The 26,400-nt window shown below is 65.7% G+C and carries 29 protein-coding genes and 1 tRNA gene; 2 read left to right on the forward strand and 28 right to left on the reverse strand.

Annotated features, from left to right (window positions below):
• Window positions 1-6: 6 nt before the first annotated feature.
• From rpsQ to BGO82_RS09920, 16 genes are all read right to left on the reverse strand, one after another.
• A complete protein-coding gene (gene rpsQ, locus BGO82_RS09845; protein ID WP_291305379.1) occupies window positions 7-240 on the reverse strand; it encodes a 30S ribosomal protein S17 in 234 nt (77 codons plus the stop codon).
• Between the two features lie 10 nt (window positions 241-250).
• Window positions 251-445 carry a 50S ribosomal protein L29 gene (gene rpmC / locus BGO82_RS09850; protein ID WP_291305380.1) on the reverse strand — a complete coding sequence of 65 codons (195 nt, stop codon included), beginning with the start codon at window positions 443-445 and terminating at the stop codon, window positions 251-253.
• A gap of 12 nt (window positions 446-457) precedes the next feature.
• Window positions 458-871, reverse strand: a complete 414-nt coding sequence (gene rplP, locus BGO82_RS09855; protein ID WP_291305381.1) for a 50S ribosomal protein L16 — start codon at window positions 869-871, stop codon at window positions 458-460.
• 13 nt (window positions 872-884) lie between these two features.
• Window positions 885-1,667, reverse strand: coding sequence for a 30S ribosomal protein S3 (gene rpsC / locus BGO82_RS09860; RefSeq protein WP_291305382.1), 783 nt, complete (start codon window positions 1,665-1,667; stop codon window positions 885-887).
• The gene (gene rplV / locus BGO82_RS09865; protein WP_291305383.1) at window positions 1,667-2,047 is read right to left on the reverse strand and encodes a 50S ribosomal protein L22; all 381 of its coding nucleotides are present in this window, start codon (window positions 2,045-2,047) and stop codon (window positions 1,667-1,669) included. The genes rpsC and rplV overlap by 1 nt, the downstream gene beginning before the upstream one ends.
• Before the next feature lies 1 nt (window position 2,048).
• Entirely contained in the window at window positions 2,049-2,327 is a 279-nt protein-coding gene (rpsS, locus tag BGO82_RS09870; RefSeq protein ID WP_291305384.1) for a 30S ribosomal protein S19, read from the reverse strand.
• Window positions 2,328-2,330: 3 nt separating this feature from the next.
• A complete protein-coding gene (rplB, locus tag BGO82_RS09875; RefSeq protein ID WP_291305385.1) occupies window positions 2,331-3,161 on the reverse strand; it encodes a 50S ribosomal protein L2 in 831 nt (276 codons plus the stop codon).
• 13 nt (window positions 3,162-3,174) lie between these two features.
• Window positions 3,175-3,468, reverse strand: a complete 294-nt coding sequence (locus BGO82_RS09880) for a 50S ribosomal protein L23 (protein WP_291305386.1) — start codon at window positions 3,466-3,468, stop codon at window positions 3,175-3,177.
• The gene (gene rplD / locus BGO82_RS09885) at window positions 3,465-4,085 is read right to left on the reverse strand and encodes a 50S ribosomal protein L4 (protein WP_291305387.1); all 621 of its coding nucleotides are present in this window, start codon (window positions 4,083-4,085) and stop codon (window positions 3,465-3,467) included. Before rplD ends, BGO82_RS09880 begins: the two co-directional genes overlap by 4 nt.
• On the reverse strand, window positions 4,085-4,786 hold the full coding sequence (gene rplC / locus BGO82_RS09890; RefSeq protein WP_291305388.1) for a 50S ribosomal protein L3: 702 nt from the start codon (window positions 4,784-4,786) through the stop codon (window positions 4,085-4,087). The genes rplD and rplC overlap by 1 nt, the downstream gene beginning before the upstream one ends.
• 81 nt (window positions 4,787-4,867) lie before the next feature.
• Window positions 4,868-5,176 (reverse strand): 30S ribosomal protein S10, encoded by a 309-nt coding sequence (gene rpsJ, locus BGO82_RS09895; protein ID WP_035038345.1) that lies wholly within the window; start codon window positions 5,174-5,176, stop codon window positions 4,868-4,870.
• 60 nt (window positions 5,177-5,236) lie between these two features.
• The gene (gene tuf, locus BGO82_RS09900) at window positions 5,237-6,427 is read right to left on the reverse strand and encodes an elongation factor Tu (RefSeq protein WP_291305389.1); all 1,191 of its coding nucleotides are present in this window, start codon (window positions 6,425-6,427) and stop codon (window positions 5,237-5,239) included.
• 65 nt (window positions 6,428-6,492) lie between these two features.
• Entirely contained in the window at window positions 6,493-8,583 is a 2,091-nt protein-coding gene (gene fusA / locus BGO82_RS09905) for an elongation factor G (protein WP_291305390.1), read from the reverse strand.
• Window positions 8,584-8,598: 15 nt separating this feature from the next.
• Window positions 8,599-9,069, reverse strand: coding sequence for a 30S ribosomal protein S7 (gene rpsG / locus BGO82_RS09910; RefSeq protein ID WP_291305391.1), 471 nt, complete (start codon window positions 9,067-9,069; stop codon window positions 8,599-8,601).
• 12 nt (window positions 9,070-9,081) lie between these two features.
• Window positions 9,082-9,453, reverse strand: a complete 372-nt coding sequence (gene rpsL, locus BGO82_RS09915) for a 30S ribosomal protein S12 (protein WP_291305392.1) — start codon at window positions 9,451-9,453, stop codon at window positions 9,082-9,084.
• A gap of 390 nt (window positions 9,454-9,843) precedes the next feature.
• Window positions 9,844-10,812, reverse strand: coding sequence for a zinc-binding alcohol dehydrogenase family protein (locus BGO82_RS09920; protein WP_291305393.1), 969 nt, complete (start codon window positions 10,810-10,812; stop codon window positions 9,844-9,846).
• Window positions 10,813-10,867: 55 nt separating this feature from the next.
• Between BGO82_RS09920 and BGO82_RS09925 the strand changes: the two genes are divergently transcribed.
• A complete protein-coding gene (locus BGO82_RS09925) occupies window positions 10,868-11,362 on the forward strand; it encodes a MarR family transcriptional regulator (protein ID WP_291305394.1) in 495 nt (164 codons plus the stop codon).
• Here the strand turns inward: BGO82_RS09925 and BGO82_RS09930 are convergent.
• The 11 genes from BGO82_RS09930 to BGO82_RS09980 form a co-directional block, all read right to left on the reverse strand.
• A complete protein-coding gene (locus BGO82_RS09930; protein WP_291305395.1) occupies window positions 11,340-12,008 on the reverse strand; it encodes an O-methyltransferase in 669 nt (222 codons plus the stop codon). The genes BGO82_RS09925 and BGO82_RS09930 overlap by 23 nt on opposite strands.
• Window positions 12,009-12,125: 117 nt before the next feature.
• On the reverse strand, window positions 12,126-16,316 hold the full coding sequence (gene rpoC, locus BGO82_RS09935) for a DNA-directed RNA polymerase subunit beta' (protein WP_291305396.1): 4,191 nt from the start codon (window positions 16,314-16,316) through the stop codon (window positions 12,126-12,128).
• A gap of 85 nt (window positions 16,317-16,401) precedes the next feature.
• Window positions 16,402-20,556 (reverse strand): DNA-directed RNA polymerase subunit beta, encoded by a 4,155-nt coding sequence (rpoB, locus tag BGO82_RS09940; RefSeq protein WP_291305397.1) that lies wholly within the window; start codon window positions 20,554-20,556, stop codon window positions 16,402-16,404.
• Between the two features lie 241 nt (window positions 20,557-20,797).
• Window positions 20,798-21,175 (reverse strand): 50S ribosomal protein L7/L12, encoded by a 378-nt coding sequence (rplL, locus tag BGO82_RS09945; RefSeq protein WP_291305398.1) that lies wholly within the window; start codon window positions 21,173-21,175, stop codon window positions 20,798-20,800.
• Between the two features lie 70 nt (window positions 21,176-21,245).
• Window positions 21,246-21,764, reverse strand: coding sequence for a 50S ribosomal protein L10 (rplJ, locus tag BGO82_RS09950; RefSeq protein WP_291305707.1), 519 nt, complete (start codon window positions 21,762-21,764; stop codon window positions 21,246-21,248).
• A 317-nt stretch (window positions 21,765-22,081) separates the two neighbouring features.
• Window positions 22,082-22,771: a 50S ribosomal protein L1 gene (gene rplA / locus BGO82_RS09955; RefSeq protein ID WP_291305399.1), complete on the reverse strand. Its 690-nt coding sequence runs from the start codon at window positions 22,769-22,771 to the stop codon at window positions 22,082-22,084.
• Window positions 22,772-22,775: 4 nt separating this feature from the next.
• Window positions 22,776-23,204 (reverse strand): 50S ribosomal protein L11, encoded by a 429-nt coding sequence (gene rplK, locus BGO82_RS09960; RefSeq protein ID WP_291305400.1) that lies wholly within the window; start codon window positions 23,202-23,204, stop codon window positions 22,776-22,778.
• Between the two features lie 119 nt (window positions 23,205-23,323).
• Window positions 23,324-23,854 (reverse strand): transcription termination/antitermination protein NusG, encoded by a 531-nt coding sequence (gene nusG / locus BGO82_RS09965; protein ID WP_291305401.1) that lies wholly within the window; start codon window positions 23,852-23,854, stop codon window positions 23,324-23,326.
• A 37-nt stretch (window positions 23,855-23,891) separates the two neighbouring features.
• Window positions 23,892-24,086, reverse strand: coding sequence for a preprotein translocase subunit SecE (gene secE / locus BGO82_RS09970; RefSeq protein ID WP_291305402.1), 195 nt, complete (start codon window positions 24,084-24,086; stop codon window positions 23,892-23,894).
• A gap of 325 nt (window positions 24,087-24,411) precedes the next feature.
• On the reverse strand, window positions 24,412-25,323 hold the full coding sequence (locus BGO82_RS09975; RefSeq protein WP_291305403.1) for a hypothetical protein: 912 nt from the start codon (window positions 25,321-25,323) through the stop codon (window positions 24,412-24,414).
• A gap of 225 nt (window positions 25,324-25,548) precedes the next feature.
• Window positions 25,549-25,624 (reverse strand) — tRNA-Trp (locus tag BGO82_RS09980).
• A gap of 184 nt (window positions 25,625-25,808) precedes the next feature.
• Between BGO82_RS09980 and BGO82_RS09985 the strand changes: the two genes are divergently transcribed.
• Entirely contained in the window at window positions 25,809-26,114 is a 306-nt protein-coding gene (locus tag BGO82_RS09985) for a hypothetical protein (protein ID WP_291305404.1), read from the forward strand.
• 73 nt (window positions 26,115-26,187) lie between these two features.
• Here the strand turns inward: BGO82_RS09985 and BGO82_RS09990 are convergent, their stop codons facing one another.
• Window positions 26,188-26,358 carry a hypothetical protein gene (locus tag BGO82_RS09990; RefSeq protein ID WP_291305405.1) on the reverse strand — a complete coding sequence of 57 codons (171 nt, stop codon included), beginning with the start codon at window positions 26,356-26,358 and terminating at the stop codon, window positions 26,188-26,190.
• Window positions 26,359-26,400: the final 42 nt, after the last annotated feature.

Below are 26,400 nucleotides of genomic sequence, written 5' to 3' on the forward strand. Positions count from 1 at the left end.
TGTTCTTTAGGCGTGCTGGACCAGGGTCCAGCGCTTGTTCTTCGAAATCGGCGGGCACTCTTCGATCCACACCGTGTCGCCGACCTTGGCCGAATTGGCCTCGTCATGCGCATGGTACTTCTTGGACCGCCGCACGGTCTTTTTCATCACCGGATGGGTGAAGGCGCGGTCGACGCGCACCACCACGGTCTTTTCGTTCACGTCGGAGACCACGGTCCCCTGCAACACGCGCTTGGGCATTCGTCTCTCCTTACTTCGCCGCGGCTTTTTCGCCCAGGATCGTCTTGATCCGGGCGATCTCGCGACGCACTTCCTTGACGCGGCCGGGCTTTTCGAGCTGCTGGGTCGCGCGCTGGAAGCGCAGGTTGAACTGCTCCTTCTTGAGGCCGAGGAGCTGGTCCTTCAGTTCGTCGGGCGTCTTGGCCCTAAGATCGGAGTTCGCCATTGTATCTCGTCCTTAGTCCGGAATGCGGGTCACGACCCGCGTGATGATCGGAAGCTTCATGGCGCCCAGGCGCAGCGCTTCCTTGGCGACGTCCGGCGGGACGCCGTCGATCTCGAACAGGATGCGGCCGGGATGGACGCGCGCCGCCCAGTACTCGACCGATCCCTTGCCCTTGCCCATGCGGACTTCCACCGGCTTCTTGGAAACCGGCAGGTCCGGGAAGACGCGGATCCACACGCGCCCGGCGCGCTTCATCTCGCGGGTGATGGCGCGGCGGGCCGCCTCGATCTGGCGGGCGGTGACGCGCTCGGGTTCCTGCGACTTCAGGCCGAACTGGCCGAAAGCGAGCTCGGTGCCACCCTTGGCATTGCCATGGATGCGGCCCTTGTGCGCCTTGCGGAACTTGGTTTTCTTTGGCTGCAGCATCTATCCTGCCTTCTCAGTTCGCGGTCGCGCCGTCGGTGTCGGCGTTGCGGCGGCCACGCGGCCCGCGACGCTCCCCGTCGGGACGATCGTCGCGCTCGCGGCGCGGCGCACCCTGGCCGGCGCCCTCGCCGCCCTCGGTGGCGCGACGTTCATGCGCCATCGGGTCGTGCTCGAGCACTTCGCCCTTGAAGATCCACACCTTGACGCCGATGACGCCATAGGTGGTCTCGGCCTCGGCCACGCCGTAGTCGATGTCGGCGCGCAGCGTATGCAGCGGCACGCGGCCCTCGCGGTACCACTCGGTACGGGCGATGTCGGCGCCGCCGAGACGACCGCCGACGTTGACGCGGATGCCGCCGGCGCCCATGCGGATCGCCGTCTGCACGGCGCGCTTCATGGCACGGCGGAACGCCACGCGGCGCTCGAGCTGCTGGGCGATGCCCTGCGCCACGAGGTTGGCGTCGGTCTCGGGCTTGCGCACTTCAACGATGTTGATGTGCACTTCGCTGTCGGTGAACGACTTCACCTTGGCGCGGATCTTGTCGATGTCGGCGCCTTTCTTGCCGATCACGATGCCCGGACGGGCAGTGTGGATCGACACCCGGCACTTGCGGTGCGGACGCTCGATGACGACCTTGCTCACCGCGGCCTGCTTGAGGTCGTCGAGCAGGGTTTCACGGATCTTGATGTCTTCCTGCAGCAGCTTGCCGTACTCGCCCTTGTTGGCGAACCAGCGGCTGTCCCAGGTGCGGTTGATCCCGAGGCGCAGACCGATCGGGTTGATCTTCTGACCCATTATGCGGTCTCCTCAGCTTGGCGAACCACGATGGTGAGGTTCGAGAACGTGTGCTCGAGGCGCGCCGAGTGGCCGCGGCCACGGGCCATGAAGCGCTTCATCACCAGCGAGTCCCCGACATAGGCCTCGGCCACGACGAGCGCGTCCGGGTCCAGGCCGTGGTTGTTTTCGGCATTGGCGATGGCGCTCTCGAGCGTCTTTTTCACCGGGCCGGCGATGCGCTTGCGCGAGAAGGTCAGCTCGGCCAGGGCCTTGTCCACCTTCTTGCCGCGGATCATCTGCGCGACGAGGTTCAGCTTCTGCGAGCTGGTGCGCAACAGGCGCAGGACGGCCTTGGCCTCGTTGTCCTTGAGCGCGCGCTTGGTCTTCGGCTTGCCCATGTTACTTCCTCTTGGCCTTCTTGTCGGCCGAGTGCCCGTAATAGGTACGGGTCGGCGCGAACTCGCCGAACTTGTGGCCGATCATTTCCTCGGACACCGAGACCGGGATGTGCTTGTGGCCGTTGTGCACGCCGAAGGTCAGCCCGACGAACTGCGGCAGGATGGTGGAGCGGCGGCTCCACATCTTGATCACTTCGTTGCGGCCGCCGTCGCGAACCTTCTCGGCCTTCTTGAGCAGGTAGCCGTCGACGAACGGACCCTTCCAGATTGAACGAGTCATGGCTTAGCGGCCCTTCTTCACGTGACGGCTGCGGACGATGAACTTGTCCGTCCGCTTGTTGCTTCTGGTCTTCTGGCCCTTGGCGGCACCGCCCCACGGCGTGGTCCAGTGCATACCACCCTTGGTGCGGCCGCCATGCGGGTGGTCGACCGGGTTCATGGCGATGCCGCGGGTCTGCGGCTTGATGCCGAGCCAGCGGCTGCGGCCGGCCTTGCCGACCACAGTGTTGGCGTGGTCCTGGTTGGACACGGCGCCGACGGTGGCGAGGCACGAGCCATGCACGCGGCGCTGCTCGCCCGAGTTGAGGCGGAGGATGGCCCAGCCCGCGTCGCGGCCGACATATTGCGCATAGGCGCCGGCGGAGCGCGCGATCTGGCCGCCCTTGCGCGGCTTCATCTCGACATTGTGGACGATCGTGCCGACCGGCATGCGCTCGAGCGGCATGGCGTTGCCCGGCTTGATGTCGACGGTCGACAGCGACGAGACGACCTTGTCGCCGGCGGCCAGGCGCTGCGGCGCCACGATATAGGCCAGCTCGCCGTCGTTGTACTTGATCAGCGCGATCCAGGCGGTGCGGTTGGGATCGTATTCCAGCCGCTCGACCGTCGCGACCTCGTCGAAACGGGTGCGCTTGAAGTCGACCAGCCGGTACGAGCGCTTGTGCCCGCCGCCACGGTGGCGCGAGGTCATGCGGCCGGTGTTGTTGCGGCCGCCCGAGGCGCTGAGGCCTTCGGTCAGCGTCTTGACCGGCTTGCCCTTCCACAGCTCCGACCGATCGGTCGTGATCAGGAAGCGGCGACCCGGAGACGTCGGATTGTAAGTTACGAGACCCATGGTTCTTCCTCCTCTAGACGCCGGTCGAGATATCGATCGACTGGCCGTCGACGAGGGTTACGATTGCCTTCTTGACGTCGTTGCGCACGCCCTTGGTATTGCGGAAGCGCTTGGTCTTGCCCTTGCGCACCAGGGTGTTGACCGCCTTGACCTTGACCGAGAACAGGCCTTCGACGGCCGCCTTGATCTCGGTCTTGGTGGCATCGATCGCCACGTCGAACACCACCTGGCCGTGCTCGGAGGCGAGCGTCGACTTTTCGGTCACCACCGGCGAGCGGATGATGTCGTAATTGCTGTACTTGCTCATGCGAACCGCGCCTCCAGCGCTTCGACGGCAGCCTTGCTCAGGACCAGCCGGTTGCGGCGCAGAATGTCGGCGACGTTGATGCCCTGGATGGGCAGCACGTCGATCTGCGGGATGTTGCGAGCGGCCAGCGCGAAGTTCTGGTCGAGCTCGGCGCCGTCGACGATCAGCGCATTCGACCAGTCGAGCTTGCCGAAGGTGGCGCGCAGCGTCGCCGTCTTGGCCTCGCTGGTCTTGAGCGTATCGACGATCGACAGTTCGCCCGCCTGCGCCTTGGCCGAGAGCGCCAGCTTCAACGCCAGGGCCCGCACCTTCTTGGGCAGGTCGATGGCGTGGCTGCGCGGGGTCGGGCCGAACGCACGACCGCCACCGCGGAACTGCGGAGCGCGGCGGCTGCCGTGACGGGCGCCGCCCGAGCCCTTCTGCTTCACCGACTTCTTGCCGGTGCGGGCGATCTCGGCGCGATTCTTCACGTCATGGGTGCCGGCCATGGCCTTGAGGCCCTGGTAGCGCACCATGCGGTGCAGGATGTCGGCGCGGGGCTCGAGGCCGAAAATCTCGTCCTTGAGGCTCAGCGAGCCGGCGTCCTTGCCGTCGAGGGAAGTGACCTGGATGTCCATTATTTGCTCTCCCCGGCGGCGGCCGCGGCGGGCGTGAACTTGCCCGGCGAAACGACGTCCTTGTGTGCCGGCTTCTTGACCGCGTCGCGGATCTGGATCCAGCCGCCCTTGGCGCCCGGAACCGCACCCTCGATCATGATCAGGCCGCGTTCGACATCGGTCTTGACCACGCGCAGGTTCTGCGTGGTGACGCGGCGGTCGCCCATGTGGCCGGCCATCTTCTTGCCCTTGAACACCTTGCCGGGGTCCTGGCGCTGGCCGGTCGAACCATGCGAGCGGTGCGACACCGACACGCCGTGCGTGGCGCGCAGGCCGTGGAAGTTCCAGCGCTTCATGCCGCCGGCAAAGCCCTTGCCGATCGAGGTGCCGGTCACATCGACGAGCTGGCCCTCGACGAAATGGTCGGCCTGCATCGTGGCGCCCACTTCGATGAGATTGGCCGCGTCGACGCGGAACTCGGTGATCTCGCGCTTCGGCTCCACCTTGGCGACGGCGAACTGCCCGCGGTCGGCCTTGGTGATGTTCTTGGTCTTGACGGTGCCGGCGCCGAGCTGCAGCGCGGTGTAGCCGTCCCTGGCCTCGGTGCGCTGGCCCACCACCTGGCAGTTCTGCAGCCCGAGCACGGTCACGGGGACGTGCGTGCCGTCCGCCTTGAATATGCGGGTCATGCCCAGCTTCTGTGCGATCAAACCAGAACGCATCGATTGTACCCTTTTTCCTAGGCGCCCGGCCGGGTCATTGTTGCAAGAGGACCCTGTTGCGCGGCCGGCGCGAAAAACCCGTTAGAGCTTGATTTCGACGTCGACGCCGGCGGCGAGATCGAGCTTCATCAGCGCATCCACGGTCTGCGGCGTCGGATCGACGATGTCGAGCAGGCGCTTGTGGGTGCGGATTTCGAACTGCTCGCGCGACTTCTTGTCGATGTGCGGCGAGCGGTTCACCGTAAACTTCTCAATCCGCGTCGGCAGCGGGATCGGTCCGCGGACCTGCGCGCCCGTCCGCTTGGCGGTATTGACGATCTCGCGCGTCGACGTATCGAGCACGCGATGGTCAAACGCCTTGAGGCGGATGCGAATGTTTTGACCGTTCATCTTGCTTTCCCAACCAGAATGGCACGCGGCGCACGCTCATGCGCGCGCCGCGATAGAACCTTATTTCAGGATCTTGGCGACGACGCCCGAACCGACAGTGCGGCCGCCCTCACGGATAGCGAAGCGGAGCTTCTCTTCCATGGCGATCGGCACGATCAGCTGCACGGTGATATTCACGTTGTCGCCCGGCATCACCATTTCGGTGCCTTCCGGCAGGGTCACCACACCGGTCACGTCGGTGGTGCGGAAATAGAACTGCGGACGGTAGTTGGCGAAGAACGGAGTGTGGCGGCCGCCTTCTTCCTTGGTCAGGATGTAGGCTTCGGCCACGAACTCGGTGTGCGGGGTCACGGAACCGGGCTTGCACAGCACCTGGCCGCGCTCGACCTGGGTACGCTCGATGCCGCGGATCAGCGCGCCGATGTTGTCGCCGGCCTGGCCCTGATCGAGCAGCTTGCGGAACATCTCGACGCCGGTGACGGTGGTCTTCTGCGTCGCCTTGATGCCGACGATCTCGACTTCCTCGCCCACCTTGACGATGCCGCGCTCGACACGGCCGGTCACCACGGTGCCGCGGCCCGAGATCGAGAACACGTCTTCGATCGGCATCAGGAACGGCTGGTCGACCGGACGGGCCGGCTGCGGGATGTAGCTGTCGACCGCAGCCATCAGCTCCAGCACGGCGTCGTGGCCGAGCTTCTTGTCGCCGTCGTTGAGCGCCTCGGTGGCCGAGCCCTTGATGATCGGGATGTCGTCGCCGGGGAATTCGTACGAGCTCAGCAGCTCGCGCACTTCGAGCTCGACGAGCTCGAGCAGCTCCGGATCGTCGACCATGTCGCACTTGTTGAGGAACACGACGAGGGCCGGCACGCCGACCTGACGGGCGAGCAGGATGTGCTCGCGGGTCTGCGGCATCGGGCCGTCGGCGGCCGACACGACCAGGATCGCGCCGTCCATCTGGGCGGCACCGGTGATCATGTTCTTCACATAGTCGGCGTGGCCGGGGCAGTCGACGTGGGCGTAGTGACGGTTGGCCGTCTCGTACTCGACGTGCGCGGTGTTGATGGTGATCCCGCGCGCCTTCTCTTCCGGCGCGGCGTCGATCTGGTCATACGCCTTGAACTGGGCGCCGCCCGTCTCGGCGAGCACCTTGGTGATCGCAGCCGTCAGCGAGGTCTTGCCATGGTCGACGTGACCGATGGTGCCGATGTTGCAATGCGGCTTGTTGCGGGAAAACTTTTCCTTAGCCATCGCTATCTCCTAAACAGCCCGTCGGGCCGGCTTTGGTTTTCGTCTTACTCTTCGATCCGTTCAGGTCAGGCGTACTTGGCCTGGACTTCCTGGGCGACTGCCTGCGGAACCTGCTCGTAGTGATCGAACGTCATGGTGTACTGGGCGCGGCCCTGGCTCATCGAGCGCAGCGAGTTCACGTAGCCAAACATGTTGGCCAGCGGAACCATCGCGTCGATGACCTGGGCAATGCCCCGCGCCTCGGTGCCGCGGATCTGGCCGCGACGGGAATTGAGGTCGCCGATGACGTCGCCCACATAGTCTTCCGGGGTCAGCACTTCAACCCGCATGATCGGCTCGAGGATCTTCGGGGAGGCCTTCTCGATGGCCTCCTTGAAGCCCGCGCGGCCGGCGATTTCGAAGGCCAGCACCGACGAGTCGACGTCGTGGTAGGCGCCGTCCGTCAGGGTGAACTTCACATCGACGATCGGGAAGCCGATCACCGGACCGGCACCCATCACCGAGGCCACGCCCTTTTCGACGCCCGGCACGTACTCCTTGGGCACGTTGCCGCCCACCACTTCCGACTTGAACTCGAAGCCGGCGCCCGGCTCGTTGGGTTCGATGCGGAACTTGATGCGGGCGAACTGGCCCGAGCCACCCGACTGCTTCTTGTGGGTGTAGTCGTGCTCGACGCCCTTGGTGATCGCCTCGCGATACGCCACCTGCGGCGCACCGATATTGGCCTCCACCTTGAACTCGCGCTTCATGCGGTCGACGATGATGTCGAGGTGAAGCTCGCCCATGCCGGAGATGATGGTCTGGCCAGATTCCTCGTCGGTCTTGACACGGAAGCTCGGGTCCTCGGCGGCAAGGCGCGCGAGGGCGAGGCCCATCTTTTCCTGGTCGGCCTTGGATTTGGGCTCCACGGCGATGTCGATCACCGGCTCGGGGAACTCCATGCGCTCGAGGATGACCTTGTGGTTGGGGTCCGAGAGCGTGTCGCCGGTGGTGGTGTCCTTGAGGCCCACGATGGCGACGATGTCGCCGGCATAGGCTTCATTGATCTGCTCGCGCGAATTGGCGTGCATCTGGAACATGCGGCCGACGCGCTCGCGCTTCTCCTTGACCGTGTTCTCCAGCATCGCCCCCTGCTCGAGGTGGCCCGAATAGATGCGGCAGAAGGTCAGCGAGCCCATGTGCGGGTCGTTGGCGATCTTGAAGGCCAGCATCGACAGCGGTTCGTCGTCGGAGGCATGACGCTCGATCTCGGTATCGGTCTTGACGTCGATGCCCTTGATCGCCGGGATGTCGATCGGCGAGGGCAGGAAGTCGATGACGCCGTCGAGCAGCGGCTGCACGCCCTTGTTCTTGAAGGACGAGCCGCAGAACACCGGGAAGAAGTTCGAGTTGATGGTGCCCTGGCGGATCAGCCGGCGGATGGTGTCCTTGTCCGGGATCTCGCCGTTGAGATAGGCCTCGGTCGCGGCATCGTCGATCTCGACGATCGTCTCGATCAGCTGCTCGCGATACTTGACGGCCTTCTCCTTGAGGTCGGCCGGGATGTCGACGACGTCCCACTGCGCGCCCAGCTCTTCATTGTGCCAGACGAGCGCGTTCATCTCGATGAGGTCGACGACGCCGGCGAAATTGCTCTCGGAGCCGATCGGCAGCTGCACCACGGCGGTCTTGATGCCGAGGCGCTTGTGCAGGGTGTCGACGCAGAAATAGAAATCGGCGCCGATCTTATCCATCTTGTTGACGAAGATCAGGCGCGGCACTTCGTACTTGTCGGCCTGGCGCCACACGGTCTCGGTCTGCGGCTCGACGCCCTGGTTGCCGTCGAGCAGCGCGATGGCGCCGTCGAGCACGCGCAGCGAGCGCTCGACTTCGATGGTGAAGTCGACGTGGCCGGGCGTGTCGATGATGTTGAAGCGGTGCATGCGACCGTTGCGACCCTTCCAGAAGGTGGTGGTCGCCGCGGACGTGATGGTGATGCCGCGCTCCTGCTCCTGCTCCATCCAGTCCATGGTGGCGGCGCCGTCATGGACTTCGCCGATCTTATGGGACTTGCCGGTGTAGTAGAGGATGCGTTCGGTCGTGGTGGTCTTGCCGGCATCGATGTGGGCCATGATGCCGAAATTGCGGTATTCGTTGATGGGATATTCGCGGGCCATCGGTCAGGTCTCCAATTACCAGCGGTAGTGCGAGAAGGCGCGGTTGGCGTCCGCCATGCGGTGCGTGTCTTCGCGCTTCTTGACCGCCTGGCCGCGGCCGTTGAGGGCATCCATGAGTTCGCCGCTGAGGCGCTCCTTCATGGTGTGTTCGCCGCGCTTGCGGGCGCTTTCGATCAGCCAGCGGATGGCGAGGGCCTGCTGGCGGTCGGTGCGGACTTCGACCGGCACCTGGTAGGTGGCGCCGCCGACGCGGCGCGAGCGCACTTCCACCGCCGGACGGATATTGTCGAGCGCGGTGTGGAAGACGTTGATCGGGTCCTGCTTGGACTTCTGCTGCACGATGTCGAAGGCACCGTAGACGATGCTCTCGGCGACGGACTTCTTGCCGTCTTCCATCAGCGAATTCATGAATTTGGTGACGACGATATCGCCGAACTTGGGATCGGGGATGACTTCGCGTTTCTCGGCGCGGTGACGACGGGACATATCTCGATCTCCTTACTTCGGCCGCTTCGCGCCGTACTTGGAACGGCGCTGCTTGCGATCCTTCACCGACTGGGTGTCGAGGACGCCGCGCAGCACGTGGTAGCGCACGCCCGGCAGGTCGCGCACACGGCCGCCGCGGATCAGCACCACCGAGTGCTCCTGCAGATTGTGGCCTTCGCCGGGGATGTAGGAAATGACTTCGCGCGAGGTGGTCAGACGGACCTTGGCGACCTTGCGCAGCGCCGAGTTCGGCTTCTTCGGGGTGGTCGTGTAGACACGGGAACAGACGCCGCGTTTCTGCGGATTCTGCTCCATCGCCGGGACTTTATTCCGCTTCGGCTTGGTCGTCCGAGGTTTGCGGATAAGCTGATTAATGGTCGGCATTCACGCTCTTTCCATCGCCAAATTCGTCACTTTGCGCTCTGGCCGACCGCGCCCCAACGGGCTCGTCCGGCCAACCGCCTCCTGCAAGACATGAGCAAACCGAAACGGCGCCCTGCCGATCCGTCCCGGATCGCGGCGCCTTCTCAATGCAGCGGACCACTTCCCAGGAACGGAAGCGTTCATGCGCACAAAGATTTGCTACAAGTCTCGCCTTTGGCGGTGTGTTTGAGAGCCTTGGATGCCCGCACAAGGTGGCAGATACCCGGTTGGCGCTCACGACCGACCGCTAAGGTGGCGCCTCTCTATAGGCGATGAGTCCGGGCGTCAAGGATTCTTTGCACAGCTTTCTGCATGGCCGCCCTGCCCTCGCCGCGTCCGGCCCGGCCAGGCTCAAACGCCTGCCGCGCCGGGCCGCACGACGGTCCGCGCGCCGTCGTCGCCGGCGGTCCAGGCGGCGGCGATGCCGGCGAGCGGAACGAGCCTGGTGTCGAGGCCGAGTCGGCCGGCGCCCGCCGCCGCCAGCAGCGCCGCGATCGACCCCCGCAGCCGCTCTGGCGGCAGGCTGCCGAGGCCGCTGCCCACCAGCTCGATGGTCGACGCGCGCAGCACGGCGCTCGGCAGCGCGATCTCGGGCCCGGCGACCGAGCCGATCGACACGAAGCGCAGCGGCCGGTCCTCGCGGCCGGCCCGCGCCGCCGCGACCAGCGCCACCCGCGCCGGCGCGCCCCAAAGGTAGTCGAGCACCACGTCGACGCCCTGCGCGAATTCGGCCTTGAGGCTTGCCTCCAGCGCGGCGTCGTCGTCGCCGAGCGGGATCACCGCGTCGGCGCCCAGCCCGCGCAGGCGCTCCAGCATGTCGCGGTTGCGGCCGGTGGCGATGACCCGCCCCGCCCCCAGGTGCCTCGCGATCTGCACCGCGAGCCGCCCCGAGGTGCCGGTGGCGCCGTTCACCAGCACCGTCTGGCCGGGCGCGAACTGCGTCCGCTCGGCCAGCGCCGCCCAGGACGAGACGCCCGGATTGCCGATGGCGGCGGCGGTCACGTCGTCGAGGTCGTCGGGCAGCGGAATGCCCGTCCCGGTGCGGATGACCGTCCGCTCCGACAGCGTGCCATAGGGCGGCCGCGGCATGAAAAAGAAGATGCGCTGGCCGTCCGCCCGGCGCCCCACCCCGTCGACGCCCGGAATCACCGGATACGTCCCGGTCGACGAATAATGCGAGCCCGCGACCCGGCTGCGGGTGACGGGACTGATCGCGGCGGCGGTGACGGTGACGATTTCTTCGCCCTCGCCCGCCACCGGCTCCGCGAAATCGACATAGGCCGGGGCCTCCCCCGCCGCCGAAACAACTGCCGCCTTCATGATTGCGTCCTTTCGATATATGTGTATTGTGCACATATATAGGGAGCGGCCGGCGATGACGTCAAGCAAGAATGTGCAAAATACACGCATGTCGGGACAGGTGAAGCGGCTGCATCTGGCGCTGATGGAGATCGTGAGCGCCATGAACCGGGCGCAGAACGACGATGCGCTCTTGGCGGAAGCCGGCATCCAGCTCGACCGGGCGCTGTTTCCGCTGCTGGTGGCGATCGAGCGCTTCGGGCCGATCAGCGTCGGCGAGCTCGCCGACCGGGCCGGCCGCGACTACACCACCGTCAGCCGGCAGCTCAAGAAGCTCAGCGCGCTCGGGCTGGTGGCGCGCGCCAGCGGCGAGGCCGACCAGCGCGTCACGGTCGCCACCGTCACGCCGGCGGGCAGGCGGATGACCGAGGCGCTGGACCGGGCCCGCGAGCGCCTCGCGCGCCTCGCCCTCGCCGACTGGAGCGAGGCGGATCTCGACCGGCTCGTCGGCCTGCTCGAGCGGCTGACCGGCACGGTCCGCGGCGGGGCTAGCGCACCAGCCCCAGAATGAAGCCGTCCCAGCCCTTGGCGCCCACCGTCTGCAGCGCCGTGGCGTCGATCCGCGGATGCGCCTTGAGCAGCTCGAAAGCGGCGCGGGCGCCCTTGACGTTGCGGTCGTCGGAGGCGGCGTCGACCACCCGGCCGTCGCGCACCACATTGTCGAGCACGATCACCGTGCCCGTCCGCGACAGCCGCAGCGCCCAGTCGAGATAGCCCGGATTGTTGGGCTTGTCGGCGTCGATGAAGATCAGGTCGAACGGCCCGAGCCCGTCCGCCTCGACCTGGGGCAGGCTGTCGAGCGCCGCGCCCACGCGCACCTCGACCTGTTCGAGCAGCCCGGCCCGCGCCAGATTGTCCCGCGCCACGGCGGCGTGCCGCTCGGAGAATTCGAGGCTCAGCAGCCGGCCGTCCTGCGGCAGCGCCCGCGCCATCCAGATGGTCGAATAGGCGCCCAGCGTGCCGATCTCGAGGATGTTGCGCGCCCCCGAGATCGCCACCAGCAGGCTCAGGAACTTGCCCTGCGCCGGCGACACGTCGATCGCCGGCAGCCCGCCCGCCGCATTGGCGCGCAGCACCTGCCCGAAAATCGGATCGGCATCGGCCAGCAGGCTGGCCTCGATATACGCATCAACCGCGCCCCAGGCTTTTTCGCTCATCTCGTCCGACCTCATGGGTTCGAATCGGGTTAGCGCCGGACCGGGTCTCTGACAAGCTGCGCGCAAAACAAAGGGGCGCCGGAGCGCCCCTTCAAGTCTCGTCGATGGGCTTTCGCCTTACTCGGCCGGTTCGGCCGGCGCCGGGATCTGCACGGTCTCGGCCTGGCGACGGCGCTCCTCGAGGATGAGGTCGTCGCGCTTGGACGCGATCGACTTCTGCTTGGTGGTCGACGCACCGGTGCCCGCCGGGATGAGGCGGCCGACGATGACGTTCTCCTTGAGCCCTTCGAGCAGGTCGGCCTTGCCGGAGACCGCCGCCTCGGTGAGGACGCGGGTGGTCTCCTGGAACGAGGCCGCCGAGATGAAGCTGCGGGTCTGCAGCGACGCCTTGGTGATGCCCAAGAGCACCGGAACCGCCTTGGCCGGCTTCTTGCCGTCGGCCACCAGCTGGTCGTTGAGCTCGTCGAAATCGAGCTTGTCGAGCTGCTCGTCCTTGAGCATGCCCGAGTCGCCCGGTTCGGTGATCTCGACCTTCTGCAGCATCTGCCGGACGATGACCTCGATGTGCTTGTCGTTGATCAGCACGCCCTGGAGGCGATAGACCTCCTGGATCTCGTTGACGAGGTAGCGCGCCAGCTCCTCGACGCCCTTGATGGCAAGGATGTCGTGCGGGGCCGGGTTGCCGTCGAGGATGTACTCGCCCTTCTCGATGGTGTCGCCTTCCTGCAGATGGAAGGGCTTGCCCTTCGGGATCAGGTACTCCACCGGCTCCGAGGTCTTGTCCTCGGGCTCGATGATGATGCGGCGCTTGTTCTTGTAGTCGCGGCCGAAGCGGATGGTGCCATCGATCTCGGCGATGATGGCGTGATCCTTCGGACGACGGGCCTCGAACAGCTCGGCCACCCGCGGCAGGCCGCCGGTGATGTCCTTGGTCTTGGCGCTCTCGAGCGGGATACGCGCGAGCACGTCGCCGGGGGCCACCTTGTCGCCGGGTTCCACCGCGATCACGGCGTCCACCGACAGCAGGTAGCGGGCTTCGCCACCGCGGTCGAGCTTGGCCACCGCCCCCTTGCGGGTGATGGTGATGGCCGGCTTCAGGTGCTCGCCGCGCTGGTTGGTGCGCCAGTCGGTGACGAGGCGCTTGGTGAAGCCGGTCGTCTCGTCGGTGGTTTCCGCCATCGAGGCGCCGTCGACCAGGTCCTCGAAGGCCACTTCGCCGTCGACTTCGGCCAGCACCGGGCGGGTGTACGGATCCCACTCGGCGATACGCTGGCCGCGCTTGACCTCGTCGCCCTCGTTGACCAGCAGCTTCGCGCCATAGGCCACGCGGTGCGACGCCCGCTCCTTGCCATCCGGATCGAGGATGGCGAGCGCGACGTTGCGCGCCATGACCACGTGCCGGCCGCCCGCCACCTTCGCCAGATTGGCGTTGCGGATGGCGATCTTGCCTTCCGCACCGGCCTCGAGGAACGAGGTGTCGACCACCTGCGCCGTGCCGCCGATGTGGAACGTGCGCATGGTGAGCTGGGTGCCCGGCTCGCCGATCGACTGCGCCGCGATGACGCCGACGGCCTCGCCGATATTGACCGGCGTGCCGCGGGCCAGGTCGCGGCCGTAGCAGGCGGCGCAGCAACCGATGCGCAGCTCGCAGGTGAGCGGCGAGCGGATCTTGACCGACTGCACGCGGGCCGCCTCGATGGCGTCCACGTCCTTTTCGCCCAGCAGCGTGTTGGCCTTGACGATGACCTTGCCGGTCTCGGGGTGATGCACCGCCTCGGCCGTGGTGCGGCCGAGGATGCGCTGGCCGAGGGTCGCAACGACCTGGCCGGCGTCGATGATCGCCTCCATGGTGAGGCCGGCACTGGTGCCGCAATCGAGCTCGGTGATGATCGAGTCCTGCGCCACGTCGACGAGGCGGCGGGTCAGGTACCCCGAATTCGCGGTCTTCAGCGCCGTGTCCGCGAGGCCCTTGCGGGCGCCGTGGGTGGAGTTGAAGTACTCGAGAACGTTCAGGCCTTCCTTGAAGTTGGCCGTGATCGGGGTCTCGATGATCGAGCCGTCCGGACGCGCCATCAGGCCGCGCATGCCGGCGAGCTGCTTCATCTGCGCCGGCGAGCCGCGGGCGCCCGAATGGCTCATCATGTAGACCGAGTTGATCGGCTTCTGACGTCCGGTCTCCTTGTCGATCTGAACGGCAGCGATGCCCTTCATCATCTCGTCGGCGATCTTGTCGCCGCACTTGGCCCAGGCGTCGACCACCTTGTTGTACTTTTCGCCCTGGGTGATGAGGCCGTCATTGTACTGCTGCTCGAATTCCTCGACCAGCTTGCGGGTGTCCTCGACGATCTTCTGCTTGGACGCGGGGATCACCATGTCGTCCTTGCCGAACGAGATGCCGGCGCGGGCGGCGTGCTTGAAGCCGAGATCCATGATGCGGTCGCAGAAGATCACCGTCTCCTTCTGGCCGCAGCCGCGATAGACCGTGTCGATCATCTTGGAGATGGTCTTTTTGGTCATCAGCTGGTTGGCGGTCTCGAACGGCACGGCCTTGCGGTGCGGCAGCAGCTGCCCCAGCATCATGCGGCCCGGCGTGGTCTCGACGATCTTGGTGGTGTACTCGCCCTTGTCGTCCCAGACCTTCACGCGGCCCTTGATCTTGGTGTGCATGGTGACCACGCCATTGGCGAGCGCGTGCTCGATCTCGCCCATGTCGGAGAACGCCATGCCCTGGCCCGGCTCGCCCTCGTTCATGAGGGAGAGATGGTACAGGCCCAGAACGATGTCCTGGCTCGGCACGATGATCGGCTGGCCGTTGGCGGGGTGCAGGATGTTGTTGGTCGACATCATCAGCACCCGCGCCTCGAGCTGCGCCTCGAGGCTCAGCGGCACGTGCACGGCCATCTGGTCGCCGTCGAAATCGGCGTTGAAGGCGGCGCACACCAGCGGATGCAGCTGGATGGCCTTGCCCTCGATCAGCATCGGCTCGAACGCCTGGATGCCGAGGCGGTGCAGCGTCGGCGCGCGGTTGAGCAGCACCGGATGCTCGCGGATCACCTCGTCGAGGATGTCCCAGACCTCCGGCTTTTCCTTCTCGACCAGCTTCTTGGCCTGCTTCACCGTCGAGCTGAAGCCCTTGGCCTCGAGCCGCGAATAGATGAACGGCTTGAACAGTTCGAGCGCCATCTTCTTGGGCAGCCCGCACTGGTGCAGCTTCAGCTCCGGACCGACGGTGATCACCGACCGGCCGGAATAGTCGACGCGCTTGCCGAGCAGGTTCTGGCGGAACCGGCCCTGCTTGCCCTTGAGCATATCGCTGAGCGACTTCAGCGGACGCTTGTTGGCGCCGGTGATGGTGCGGCCGCGGCGGCCGTTGTCGAACAGCGCATCCACCGCTTCCTGCAGCATGCGCTTTTCGTTGCGGATGATGATGTCCGGCGCGCGCAGCTCGATCAGCCGCTTCAGGCGGTTGTTGCGGTTGATGACGCGGCGGTAGAGGTCGTTGAGATCGGACGTGGCGAAGCGGCCGCCGTCCAGCGGGACGAGCGGGCGCAGCTCCGGCGGGATCACCGGCACGACGGTCATGATCATCCATTCGGGCTTGTTGCCCGACAGGATGAACTGCTCGACGACCTTCAGCCGCTTGGCCAGCTTCTTGGGCTTGAGCTCGGTGGTCGACTCGGCGATCTCGACGCGCAGATCCGCGGCGATCTTTTCGAGGTCGAGCCCCTGCAGCATCTCGCGGATGGCCTCGGCGCCGATCTTGGCGGTGAAGCTGTCGGCGCCGTATTCGTCCTGGGCGTCGAGGTACTGCTCCTCGGTCAGCAGCTCATTCGTGGTGAACGGCGTCAGGCCGGGATCGAGCACGACATACTGCTCGAAATAGAGGATGCGCTCGATGTCCTTGAGCGTCATGTCGAGGAGCAGCGCGATGCGGCTCGGCAGCGACTTCAGGAACCAGATGTGGGCGACCGGCGCGGCCAGCTCGATGTGGCCCATGCGCTCGCGGCGCACGCGGCTTAGCGTCACTTCGACGCCGCACTTCTCGCAGATGACGCCCTTGAACTTCATGCGCTTGTACTTGCCGCACAGGCACTCGTAGTCCTTCACCGGCCCGAAGATGCGCGCGCAGAACAGGCCGTCACGCTCCGGCTTGAACGTGCGGTAGTTGATGGTCTCGGGCTTCTTGATCTCGCCGTACGACCAGCTCAGGATTTTCTCCGGGCTGGCGATGCTGATCTTCATCTGATCGAACATCTGCACCGGGACCTGCGGGTTGAACGGGTCCATGACGTGATTGTGGCTATGCATTCAGTATCTCCTCGTCTCCGTCAGGCGCGTGGGGAGAAGCGCGACTGGCGAGGCGTGTTTCCAATGGATGGGCGAAGGGGGCGGATCACTCCGCCGCCTTCTGAGGAGCTTCAAGTTCGGCTTCGTGCGCGCCGGGCGCGGGAAGCTCGGTGCCCTCGGCCATCTCAAGTTCGACGTTGAGACCCAGGGACCGGATTTCCTTGACCAGCACGTTGAAGCTTTCCGGAACGCCGGCTTCGAAGGTGTCGTCGCCGCGCACGATGGCCTCGTAGACCTTGGTGCGGCCGGCCACGTCGTCCGACTTGATGGTCAGCATTTCCTGCAGCGTGTAGGCGGCGCCGTAGGCTTCGAGGGCCCACACCTCCATTTCGCCGAAGCGCTGGCCGCCGAACTGCGCCTTGCCACCGAGCGGCTGCTGGGTGACGAGCGAGTACGGGCCGATCGAGCGGGCATGGATCTTGTCGTCGACCAGGTGGTGGAGCTTCAGCATATAGATGTAGCCCACGGTCACCTTGCGGTCGAACGCCTCGCCGGTGCGGCCGTCGAAGACGGTCGACTGGCCCGACGAGTCAAGCCCGGCGCGTTCCAGCATCGCGACGATGTCGGCTTCCTTGGCGCCATCGAACACGGGCGTTGCGATCGACACGCCCTTGCTCAGATGCTCGCCGAGGCGAACCATGCTGTCGTCGTCGAGGTCGGTCACCGACTTGTCGCCTTCGAACAGCGCGCCGACTTCCTTCTTCAGCGGCTTCAGATCGCCCTTCTGCTGGTAGATGCGCAGCATCTCGTTGATCTTCCGGCCGACGCCGGCGCAGGCCCAGCCCAGATGGGTCTCGAGGATCTGCCCGACGTTCATGCGCGAGGGCACGCCCAGCGGGTTGAGCACGATGTCCACCGACGTGCCGTCGGCGAGGTACGGCATGTCCTCGACCGGCACGATGCGCGACACCACGCCCTTGTTGCCGTGACGGCCGGCCATCTTGTCGCCCGGCTGGATCTTGCGCTTGGTGGCGACGAAGACCTTGACCATCTTCATCACGCCCGGCGGCAGTTCGTCACCGCGCTGCAGCTTGTCGACCTTGTCGATGAAACGCTGCTCCAGAAGCCGGCGGCTCTCCTCGTACTGGGCGTTGAGAGCTTCCTTCTCCTGCATCAGCTTGTCGTCCTCGACGGCAAACTGCCACCATTTGGCGCGCGGCTGCGCGTCGAAGATCTGGTCGTTGAGCTTGGTGCCGACCACGTAGCCCTTGGGGCCGGCGGTCGCCGCCTTGCCGAACAGCATCTCCTTCAGGCGCGCATAGACGTTGCGGTCGAGGATCGACTGCTCGTCGTCGCGGTCCTTGGCCAGGCGCTCGATTTCCTCGCGCTCGATGGCCATGGCACGCTCGTCCTTGTCGATGCCGTGGCGGTTGAACACGCGCACCTCGACCACCGTGCCGGCGTCGCCCGGGGGCACGCGCAGGCTGGTGTCGCGGACGTCGGAGGCCTTCTCGCCGAAGATGGCGCGCAGCAGCTTTTCTTCCGGCGTCATCGGGCTTTCGCCCTTGGGCGTGATCTTGCCGACCAGGATATCGCCCGGACCGACTTCGGCGCCGATGTGCACGATGCCGGCTTCGTCGAGGTTCTTCAGCGCTTCTTCCGACACGTTCGGAATGTCGCGCGTGATTTCCTCGGGCCCGAGCTTGGTGTCGCGGGCCATCACCTCGTATTCCTCGATGTGGATCGAGGTGAACACGTCCTGCATGGCGATCTTCTCGCTGAGCAGGATCGAGTCTTCGAAGTTGTAGCCGTTCCACGGCATGAAGGCGACGAGCACGTTGCGGCCGAGGGCGAGATCGCCCAGTTCGGTCGACGGGCCGTCGGCGACGATGTCGCCGGCCTCGACGTGGTCGCCCACCACCACCAGCGGACGCTGGTTGATGCAGGTCGACTGGTTCGAGCGCTGGAACTTCATCAGATTGTAGATGTCCACGCCCGACTTCGACGCATCCGTCTCTTCGGTGGCGCGGATCACGATACGGGTCGCATCCACCTGGTCGACGATGCCCTTGCGCTTGGCGACGATGGCGGCGCCCGAGTCACGGGCGACCACCGACTCCATGCCGGTGCCCACGAACGGCGCCTCGGCACGCAGCAGCGGCACCGCCTGCTTCTGCATGTTCGAGCCCATCAGGGCGCGGTTGGCGTCGTCGTTCTCGAGGAACGGGATCAGCGAGGCGGCGACCGAGATGACCTGCTTGGGCGACACGTCCATCAGGTCGACGGTCTCCTTGGGGGTCAGGCCGTTGTCGCCGGCGTGACGCGCCACGACGAGGTCCTGGGTGAACTCGCCCTTGGCGTTCAGCGGCGCCGAGGCCTGCGCCACGTAGTGCTTGGACTCCTCCATCGCCGACAGATAGACGACCTCGTCGGTCACCTTGCCGTTGATGATCTTGCGGTACGGGGTTTCGATGAAGCCGTATTTGTTGACGTGCGCGAACGTCGCCAGATTGTTGATCAGGCCGATGTTCGGACCTTCCGGCGTCTCGATCGGGCAGATGCGGCCGTAGTGGGTCGGGTGCACGTCGCGCACCTCGAAGCCGGCGCGCTCACGCGTCAGACCGCCCGGCCCGAGGGCCGACAGGCGCCGCTTGTGCGACACTTCGCTCAAGGGGTTGGTCTGGTCCATGAACTGGCTGAGCTGGCTCGAGCCGAAGAACTCGCGCACCGCCGCCGCTGCCGGCTTGGCGTTGATCAAATCCTGCGGCATCACCGTGTCGATCTCGACCGAGCTCATGCGCTCCTTGATGGCGCGCTCCATGCGGAGCAGGCCGAGCCGGTAGTGGTTCTCCATCAGTTCGCCGACCGAACGCACCCGGCGGTTGCCGAGGTTGTCGATGTCGTCGATCTCGCCATGGCCGTCACGCAGGTTGACCAGCGTGCGCACCACCTCGACGATGTCCTCCTTGCGCAGCGTGCGCATGGTGTCGGGCGCGTCGAGCTCGAGGCGCATGTTCATCTTGACGCGGCCCACGGCGCTGAGGTCGTAGCGCTCGCTGTCGAAGAACAGCGATTTGAACATGGCTTCGGCCGTCTCGATGGTCGGCGGCTCGCCCGGACGCATGACGCGGTAGATGTCGAACAGCGCGTCCTCGCGCGACTCGTTCTTGTCGACGGCCAGCGTGTTGCGCAGATAGGCGCCCACGGTGACGTGGTCGATGTCGAGGATCGGCAGCTCGTCGAAGCCGGCCTCGGTCAGCTTCTTCAGGAGCTTCTCGTCGATCTCGTCGCCCGCCTCGGCGTAGATCTCGCCGTTGCTGAGATTGACCAGGTCCTGCGCGATGTAGGTGCCGTAGAGGTCCTCGTCGGTCGCGACCAGATGCGTCACGCCCTGCTCGGCCAGCTTCTTGGCCTGGCGCGCGCTCAGCTTCTTGCCGCCCTCATGCACGACCTTGCCGGTCTTGGCGTCGATCAGGTCGAAGGTCGGCTTGGAGTTCTTCATCGACTCCGGGTCGAACGGCTTCTTCCACCCGTCGCCCTTCTTGTTCCGCTCGTAGTTGAGCGTCTTGTAGTAGGTCGCGAGGATTTCCTCGGCGTCCATGCCGAGCGCCTTGAGCAGGCTGGTCACCGGGATCTTGCGGCGGCGGTCGATGCGCGCATAGACGATGTCCTTGGCGTCGAACTCGATGTCGAGCCAGGAGCCGCGATACGGGATGATGCGGCCGGCGAACAGCAGCTTGCCCGACGAATGGGTCTTGCCCTTGTCGTGGTCGAAGAACACGCCCGGCGAGCGGTGCATCTGCGAAACGATGACGCGCTCGGTGCCGTTGACGATGAAGGTGCCGTTCATGGTCATGAACGGCATGTCGCCCATGTAGACGTCCTGCTCCTTGATGTCCTTGACGGAGCGGGCGCCGGTCTCCTCGTCGACTTCGAACACGATCAGGCGCAGCGTCACCTTGAGCGGCGCTGCGAAGGTCATGTCGCGCTGCCGGCACTCGTCGACGTCATACTTCGGCTGCTCGAATTCGTATTTCACGAATTCCAGCGACGCCGTGTTGGAAAAGTCGGTGATCGGGAAAACAGACTTGAAGACAGCCTGCAGCCCCTCTTCCGGACGCCCGCCCTTGGGCTCGTCCACGAGGAGGAACTGATCGTACGAGGCCTTCTGCACCTCGATCAGATTTGGCATCTCCGTGACTTCGCGAATGCTGCCGAAGGATTTGCGAACCTTCCGGCGGCCGTTGAACGTGGTAGCCATACCCGCTCCTATCTTTCTGTCGATGTCTCGGAAGCAAATGTCCAAAGCCCCGACCATCAGCCGTCGGACCTCAGGAAATCTGCCCTTCGAATTAATGTTGGGTAGTCGTTCCGCAACGAATATGCTCGCCGAAGCCCCCAATGCGCCCGGAGGTGGCGAGACGAACGCGATGCCGCTTCTATTCAACTTCGCGGCGAAAATACGGCGGCGCCCGTAGGCGCCACCGAACTCGTGTTCAAGCTTACTTGAGCTCGACCTTGGCGCCAGCCGCCTCGAGCTTCTTCTTGATGTCCTCGGCCTCGGCCTTGGCAACGCCTTCCTTGACGGTCTTGGGCGCGCCTTCGACCAGCGCCTTGGCCTCGCCGAGGCCCAGGCCCGTGATCGCACGGACTTCCTTGATCACGTTGATCTTGTTGTCGCCGAAGGCGGCGAGCACGACGTCGAACTCGGTCTTTTCCTCGGCCGGAGCGGCAGCGGCGGCAGCCGGGCCGGCAGCCGCGACGGCGACCGGAGCGGCGGCGGAGACGCCCCACTTCTCTTCGAGCATCTTGGAGAGTTCGGACGCCTCGAGCACGGTGAGAGCCGAGAGGTCGTCTACGATTTTGGCGAGATCAGCCATTTGTTTGTCCTATTGATGTTTCGTTGCAGTTCGAACCAGTGGGGCCGCGTGCGGCCCCGTGAGTTGAGCCCTAGGCTTCGTTGCCCTTCTCGGCGTGCGCCGAAAGGACACGAGCGATCTGGCCGCCGGGTGCCTGCAGGATCGAGGCGATGCGCGTGCCGGGCTGCTTGAGCATGCCGGCGATCATCGCACGCAGCTGATCGAGCGAAGGCATCGTGGCGAGCGCCTTGACCTTGGCCGGGTCGAGACCCGTCATGCCCATCGAGCCGCCGAGGACTTCGAACTTCTGGTTCTTGTCCGCGAAGGCCGACGCCACTTTCGGCGCCGTCATGGGGTCCTTGGCAAAGGCGATGACCGTCGGGCCTTCGAACAGGCCCGAGATGTCCGCAGTGCTGGTGTCCTTGAGAGCAAGCTTGGCCAGGCGGTTCTTGGCGACCTTCACGCTGCCGCCGGCCTGCTTCATCTGCACGCGCAGAGTCTCCAGATCAGCGACGGTGAGGCCGGCATTGCGCGCGACGACGATCGATCCAGCCTCGGCGAACGAGGACTGGAGCGAGGCGACGACCTCACGCTTTTCCGCTCTTTCCACTCTTAGTCTCCACATTTGGCCCGGCAGGCGCAAAGCACCGTCCGGACCGTCTGCCAATTGCTGCCCCCGATTGCGCGAGGTCAGCGGTTGATGCCTGTCAACCGAGCCGACGCGTCGGGAGCGAACTGCCCCTTCGGCGGCAACTGGCCTGGTTCGAACCGCGGCCGGCGGGCCGTTCGACCCGTCGAAATCGGTTCTTACCCCGTCTATTGCAGGCCCCCGAATTCGAGGAATTAAGGCTCGCGCCACCATGCAGTCTCGGACAGGACTTTGCCGCCTTGCGGCGGCGTCCGGGCGGCTCGCGCCGCCCGAATTGCTTAGGCGCTCAGCGACGCCGGATCGACGTGCACGCCGGGGCCCATGGTCGAGCTCACGGCGACGCGCTTGACATAGGTGCCCTTGGCGCCGGCCGGCTTGGCCCTGGTCACGGCGTCGGTGAACGCCTTGATGTTTTCGAGCAGCGCGGCTTCGCTGAACGAGGCCTTGCCGACGCCGGCATGGATGATGCCGGCCTTCTCGACGCGGAACTCCACGGCGCCGCCCTTGGCGGCCTTCACGGCCCCGGCGACGTCGGGCGTCACGGTGCCGACCTTGGGGTTCGGCATCAGGTTGCGCGGCCCGAGGATCTTACCCAGCCGGCCGACGAGCGGCATCATGTCCGGGGTCGCGATCACGCGGTCGAACTCGATCTTGCCACCCATGACCTCGTTGACGAGGTCCTCGGCGCCGACGATGTCGGCCCCGGCCTTCTTGGCCTCCTCGGCCTTGGCGTCCTTGGCGAACACGGCGACGCGGACGGTCTTGCCGGTGCCGTTGGGCAAATTGACCACGCCGCGGACCATCTGGTCGGCATGGCGCGGGTCGACGCCCAAATTCATCGCCACTTCCACGGTCTCGTCGAACTTCGCCTTGGCGCGGTCCCTGACCATCTTCACGGCGTCGCCGAGCGCATACAGCTTCTTGCGGTCGACGCCCTTGGCGATCTCAGTCGTACGCTTGCCAGCCATCTGCTCAGCCCTCCACCTGGATGCCCATCGAACGGGCGGAGCCGGCAATCATCTTCATGGCGGCGTCGACGTCGTAGGCGTTGAGGTCCTTGAGCTTCGCCTCGGCGATCTCGCGGATCTGCGTGTTGGTGATGGTGCCGGCCGAGTCCTTGCCCGGCAGCTTGGAGCCCGATTTCAGGTTCATCGCCTTCTTCAGGTAATAGGTCACCGGCGGCAGCTTGGTCTCGAACGAGAAGCTCTTGTCGGCGAAAATGGTGATCACGACCGGGGTCGGGGCGCCCTTTTCCTGGTTCTGCGTGGCGGCGTTGAAGGCCTTGCAGAATTCCATGATGTTGAGGCCGCGCTGGCCGAGCGCGGGACCGATCGGGGGCGACGGGGTCGCCGAGCCGGCCGGCACCTGAAGCTTCAGGTAGCCAGTGATTTTCTTTGCCATGTTACGTCCTTCACTCTCTTGCCGGCGTCACCCGGCGGCTAGACGCTGTGGTTCGGGTGCCAGGCGGCTTGGCGGCCGCCATCCCTCCCACAGTTTCGGGCAGTCGCCTGCCCCAGGGATCAGACCTTCTCGACCTGACCGTATTCGAGCTCGACCGGTGTCGGCCGCCCGAAAATCGACACTTCGACCTTGAGCCGCGCGCGCTCCTCGTCGACTTCCTCGACGACGCCGTTGAAGCTCGCGAACGGGCCGTCGGCGACGCGCACCTGCTCGCCCACCTCGAACGAGACGGAGGGCTTGGGGTGCTCCACGCCTTCCTGCACCTGCTGCAGGATGGCCATGGCTTCCTTCTCCGAGATCGGCATGGGCTTGTCGCCCGAGCCGAGGAAACCGGTGACCTTGGGCGTGTTCTTGATCAGATGGAACGCCTCGTTGGTCATGTCCATCTTCACCAGCACGTAGCCCGGGAAGAATTTGCGCTCGGCGTCGACCTTGCGGCCCCGGCGCATCTCCACGACCTTCTCGGTCGGGACGATCACGTCCTCGAACAGGTCCTGAAGCTTGTTCTGCGCCACCTTCTGGCGGATGTCCTCGGCAACCTTCCGCTCGAAGTTGCTGTACGCCTGAACGATGTACCAGCGTTTGGCCATGCCGCGCTTAGTCTCCGAAATTCCGTGTCCGATCCGCTTAGCGGATGCTGAGGACGAGCTGCACCAACCAGGAGATGATCTGGTCCGACGCCAGGAAGAAGGCGCTCGCGAGCGCCACCATCACCAGCACCATCACCGTCGAAATCAGCGTCTCCTGGCGCGTCGGCCAGGTCACCTTGCCGACTTCCTGCCGGACTTCCTGCAGGAATTTGACGGGGTTCATCACGGCCATCGGCATCACTTTCAACGAAACAGTCTGGGGGGCGATTTGCCCAATAACAAACTGCCGCGCGAGTCACCCCGGCGGCTGAGAGCGGCTTATCTAGTGAACTGTCCACTCAAATGCAACAGCGAATCGTCGGGGAAAGCGGCGGCCCGGTGGGCGCGCCGGCCCGACATGTGGGGTCGCCCCGCGATCCGTTCAAGCCGGAGTGGTGAATGGTGAATAGTGAATAGTGAATGGTAAGCGGTGAACGGCCGCACGAAGCGTCGACGCTCCTGCCATTCACCATTCACCATTCACCATTCACCATTCACCATTCACCATTCCCCCCCCCTCACGCCAGCGCCGGCGCCCTGTGCAGCCGCCCGTTGAGCCAGCGCAGCGCCAGGCCGAACAGCACCAGCAGGATGCCGCCGCCCAGCACCGACAGCGGGTTGGCGCCCAGATATTCGAACCATTGCGTGTAGAAGTGGATGGCGCCGAACACGGCGGCGGCGTTCACCACCCAGCGGCGATTCTCGTAGATGCCCCAGACCGCCGCGACGACCAGCAGCACGGCCCAGGCGACGCTGAACCAGCTCGCCGGCCAGCCCAGCGTCGTATCGCCGAACAGCGAGCCGACGAGGAAGGCGCCGTTCAGCATCAGGATGGCGGTGCGCGCCGCGATGATCGCCACCCGCTCGTAGGCCGAGGCCAGTTGCCGCGAGACCAGGAACAGCGCCACCGCCACCACGATCAGCATCGAGATGGTGAAGGCCGGCCGGTCGACGCCGAAGAAATAGCTGGCGTGCCAATAGGCGGTGCCGGTCCCCAGCACGTACGACAATTGCAGGATGGCCAGCGCCGCCAGCAGGCCGGAGCGCGCGAGGAACGCCGCCGCGCCGAGCCCGAGCGTCAGCCCGACGCCCACCAGCGGCGAATTGTCGGACAGCACGATGGCGCCGCCGGCAATGCCGAGCGCGCCCAGCGTCACGCAGGACTGCGCGAACAGCTCCCATTTCGTCGCCCGGTTGAGGATCAGCGCCAGCCCCGGCACGAACAGGATCACCCCGATCAGGATGACCGCCTGGGCACTGGGAAACAGGAACCCGCCCCCCAGCGCCACCGCCACCATGCCGAACGACAGCAGGATGTTGCTGCCCAGCGATCCGGTCCCGGCCGCCCCGAGCTTGGCCAGCCGGTCGGCCTCCTCCCGGCTGAGCTCCCCCCTGGCCACCAGCTCGGTCAGATCCAGCGTCACCTTCATCGCTCCCCCCTCGAACAGCCCTCGCGCCATTCCGCCACAAAGCGCTGAAAATTCAAGGCAATTCGGGTGGAGGCGAGGCCACGCGGCGCCAGCCGTGGCACCGCGCCGTGACAGTCGCCGGCAGAGACGCGATTCCGTCCCGCGATAACCTGACAGTGTTGCATGGAATTCCGGCCGGGCGCCGCGATCCGGCGCCGGGCGATGGCCATCAAGAGGCCTTATGCCTGGCAGGGGCAGCAGGACTTGAACCCGCGACCCTCGGTTTTGGAGACCGATGCTCTACCAACTGAGCTATACCCCTCCGAGGCGGTGCTTCGTCTAATCGCAAAGCGGCCGCGGCGCAAGCCGTTACGGCGCCGCGCCCGAGTGTTGCCGAATCCGCGCAGTGTGCAGAATTGGCACACATATGATTGTCGGCGTTTTCGCTCTGGCATAGCTTCCCGGCGCACCCGCGGCTCAGCGCGGGTTCGTCCAGGGGAAATCCAATGAAAAAAATCCTGATTGCCGCGGCGCTCGTCGCCTCCACTGCCATGCCGGCCACCACCGTGCTCGCCGCCGACGCGCCCGCCGCCAGCACGCCCAAGCCGGTCTGCTTCATCCTGCCGCTCATGCCGGACTGCCTGTCGGCCTGGAAGAGCGAGAGCGACGCGTTCTGGCACAAGGTGACCCCGGCCCCCAAGGCTGCGCCGAAGACCGCCGCCGTGGTCGTTCCGGCCGCGCCGAAGCTGCCGGCGATGCCGAGCTGCACCAAGGCGCCCGCCGGCGCCGGCCACCTCTACGACTGCAAGTAGTCGCAGCCGCTGTGGCGGCCGCTGCCCGCAGCGGCTGCTGCGCCCGTTCGCCCCGGCCCGCGCCGGGGCGATGTCATTTCCGCCGCCTGAGGTCGCCGTCGAGTCCGAGGTCGCGGCGCAGATGCGGGCTCATCGCCAGCAGATCGAGATCGTTTTGGCGCTGCCGGCTCAGCGCCATGCGGAGCGCCGCCAGCGCGCGGATGCCGATCCGGTGCCGGCCCAAAACCTTGTCCCGATACAGCATTCCGATCTCCTGCGGGTGGCGTTTCGATGCTGCAGAGATGCA

Source organism: Devosia sp. 67-54, from assembly GCF_001899075.1.
Taxonomy (GTDB): domain Bacteria; phylum Pseudomonadota; class Alphaproteobacteria; order Rhizobiales; family Devosiaceae; genus Devosia_A.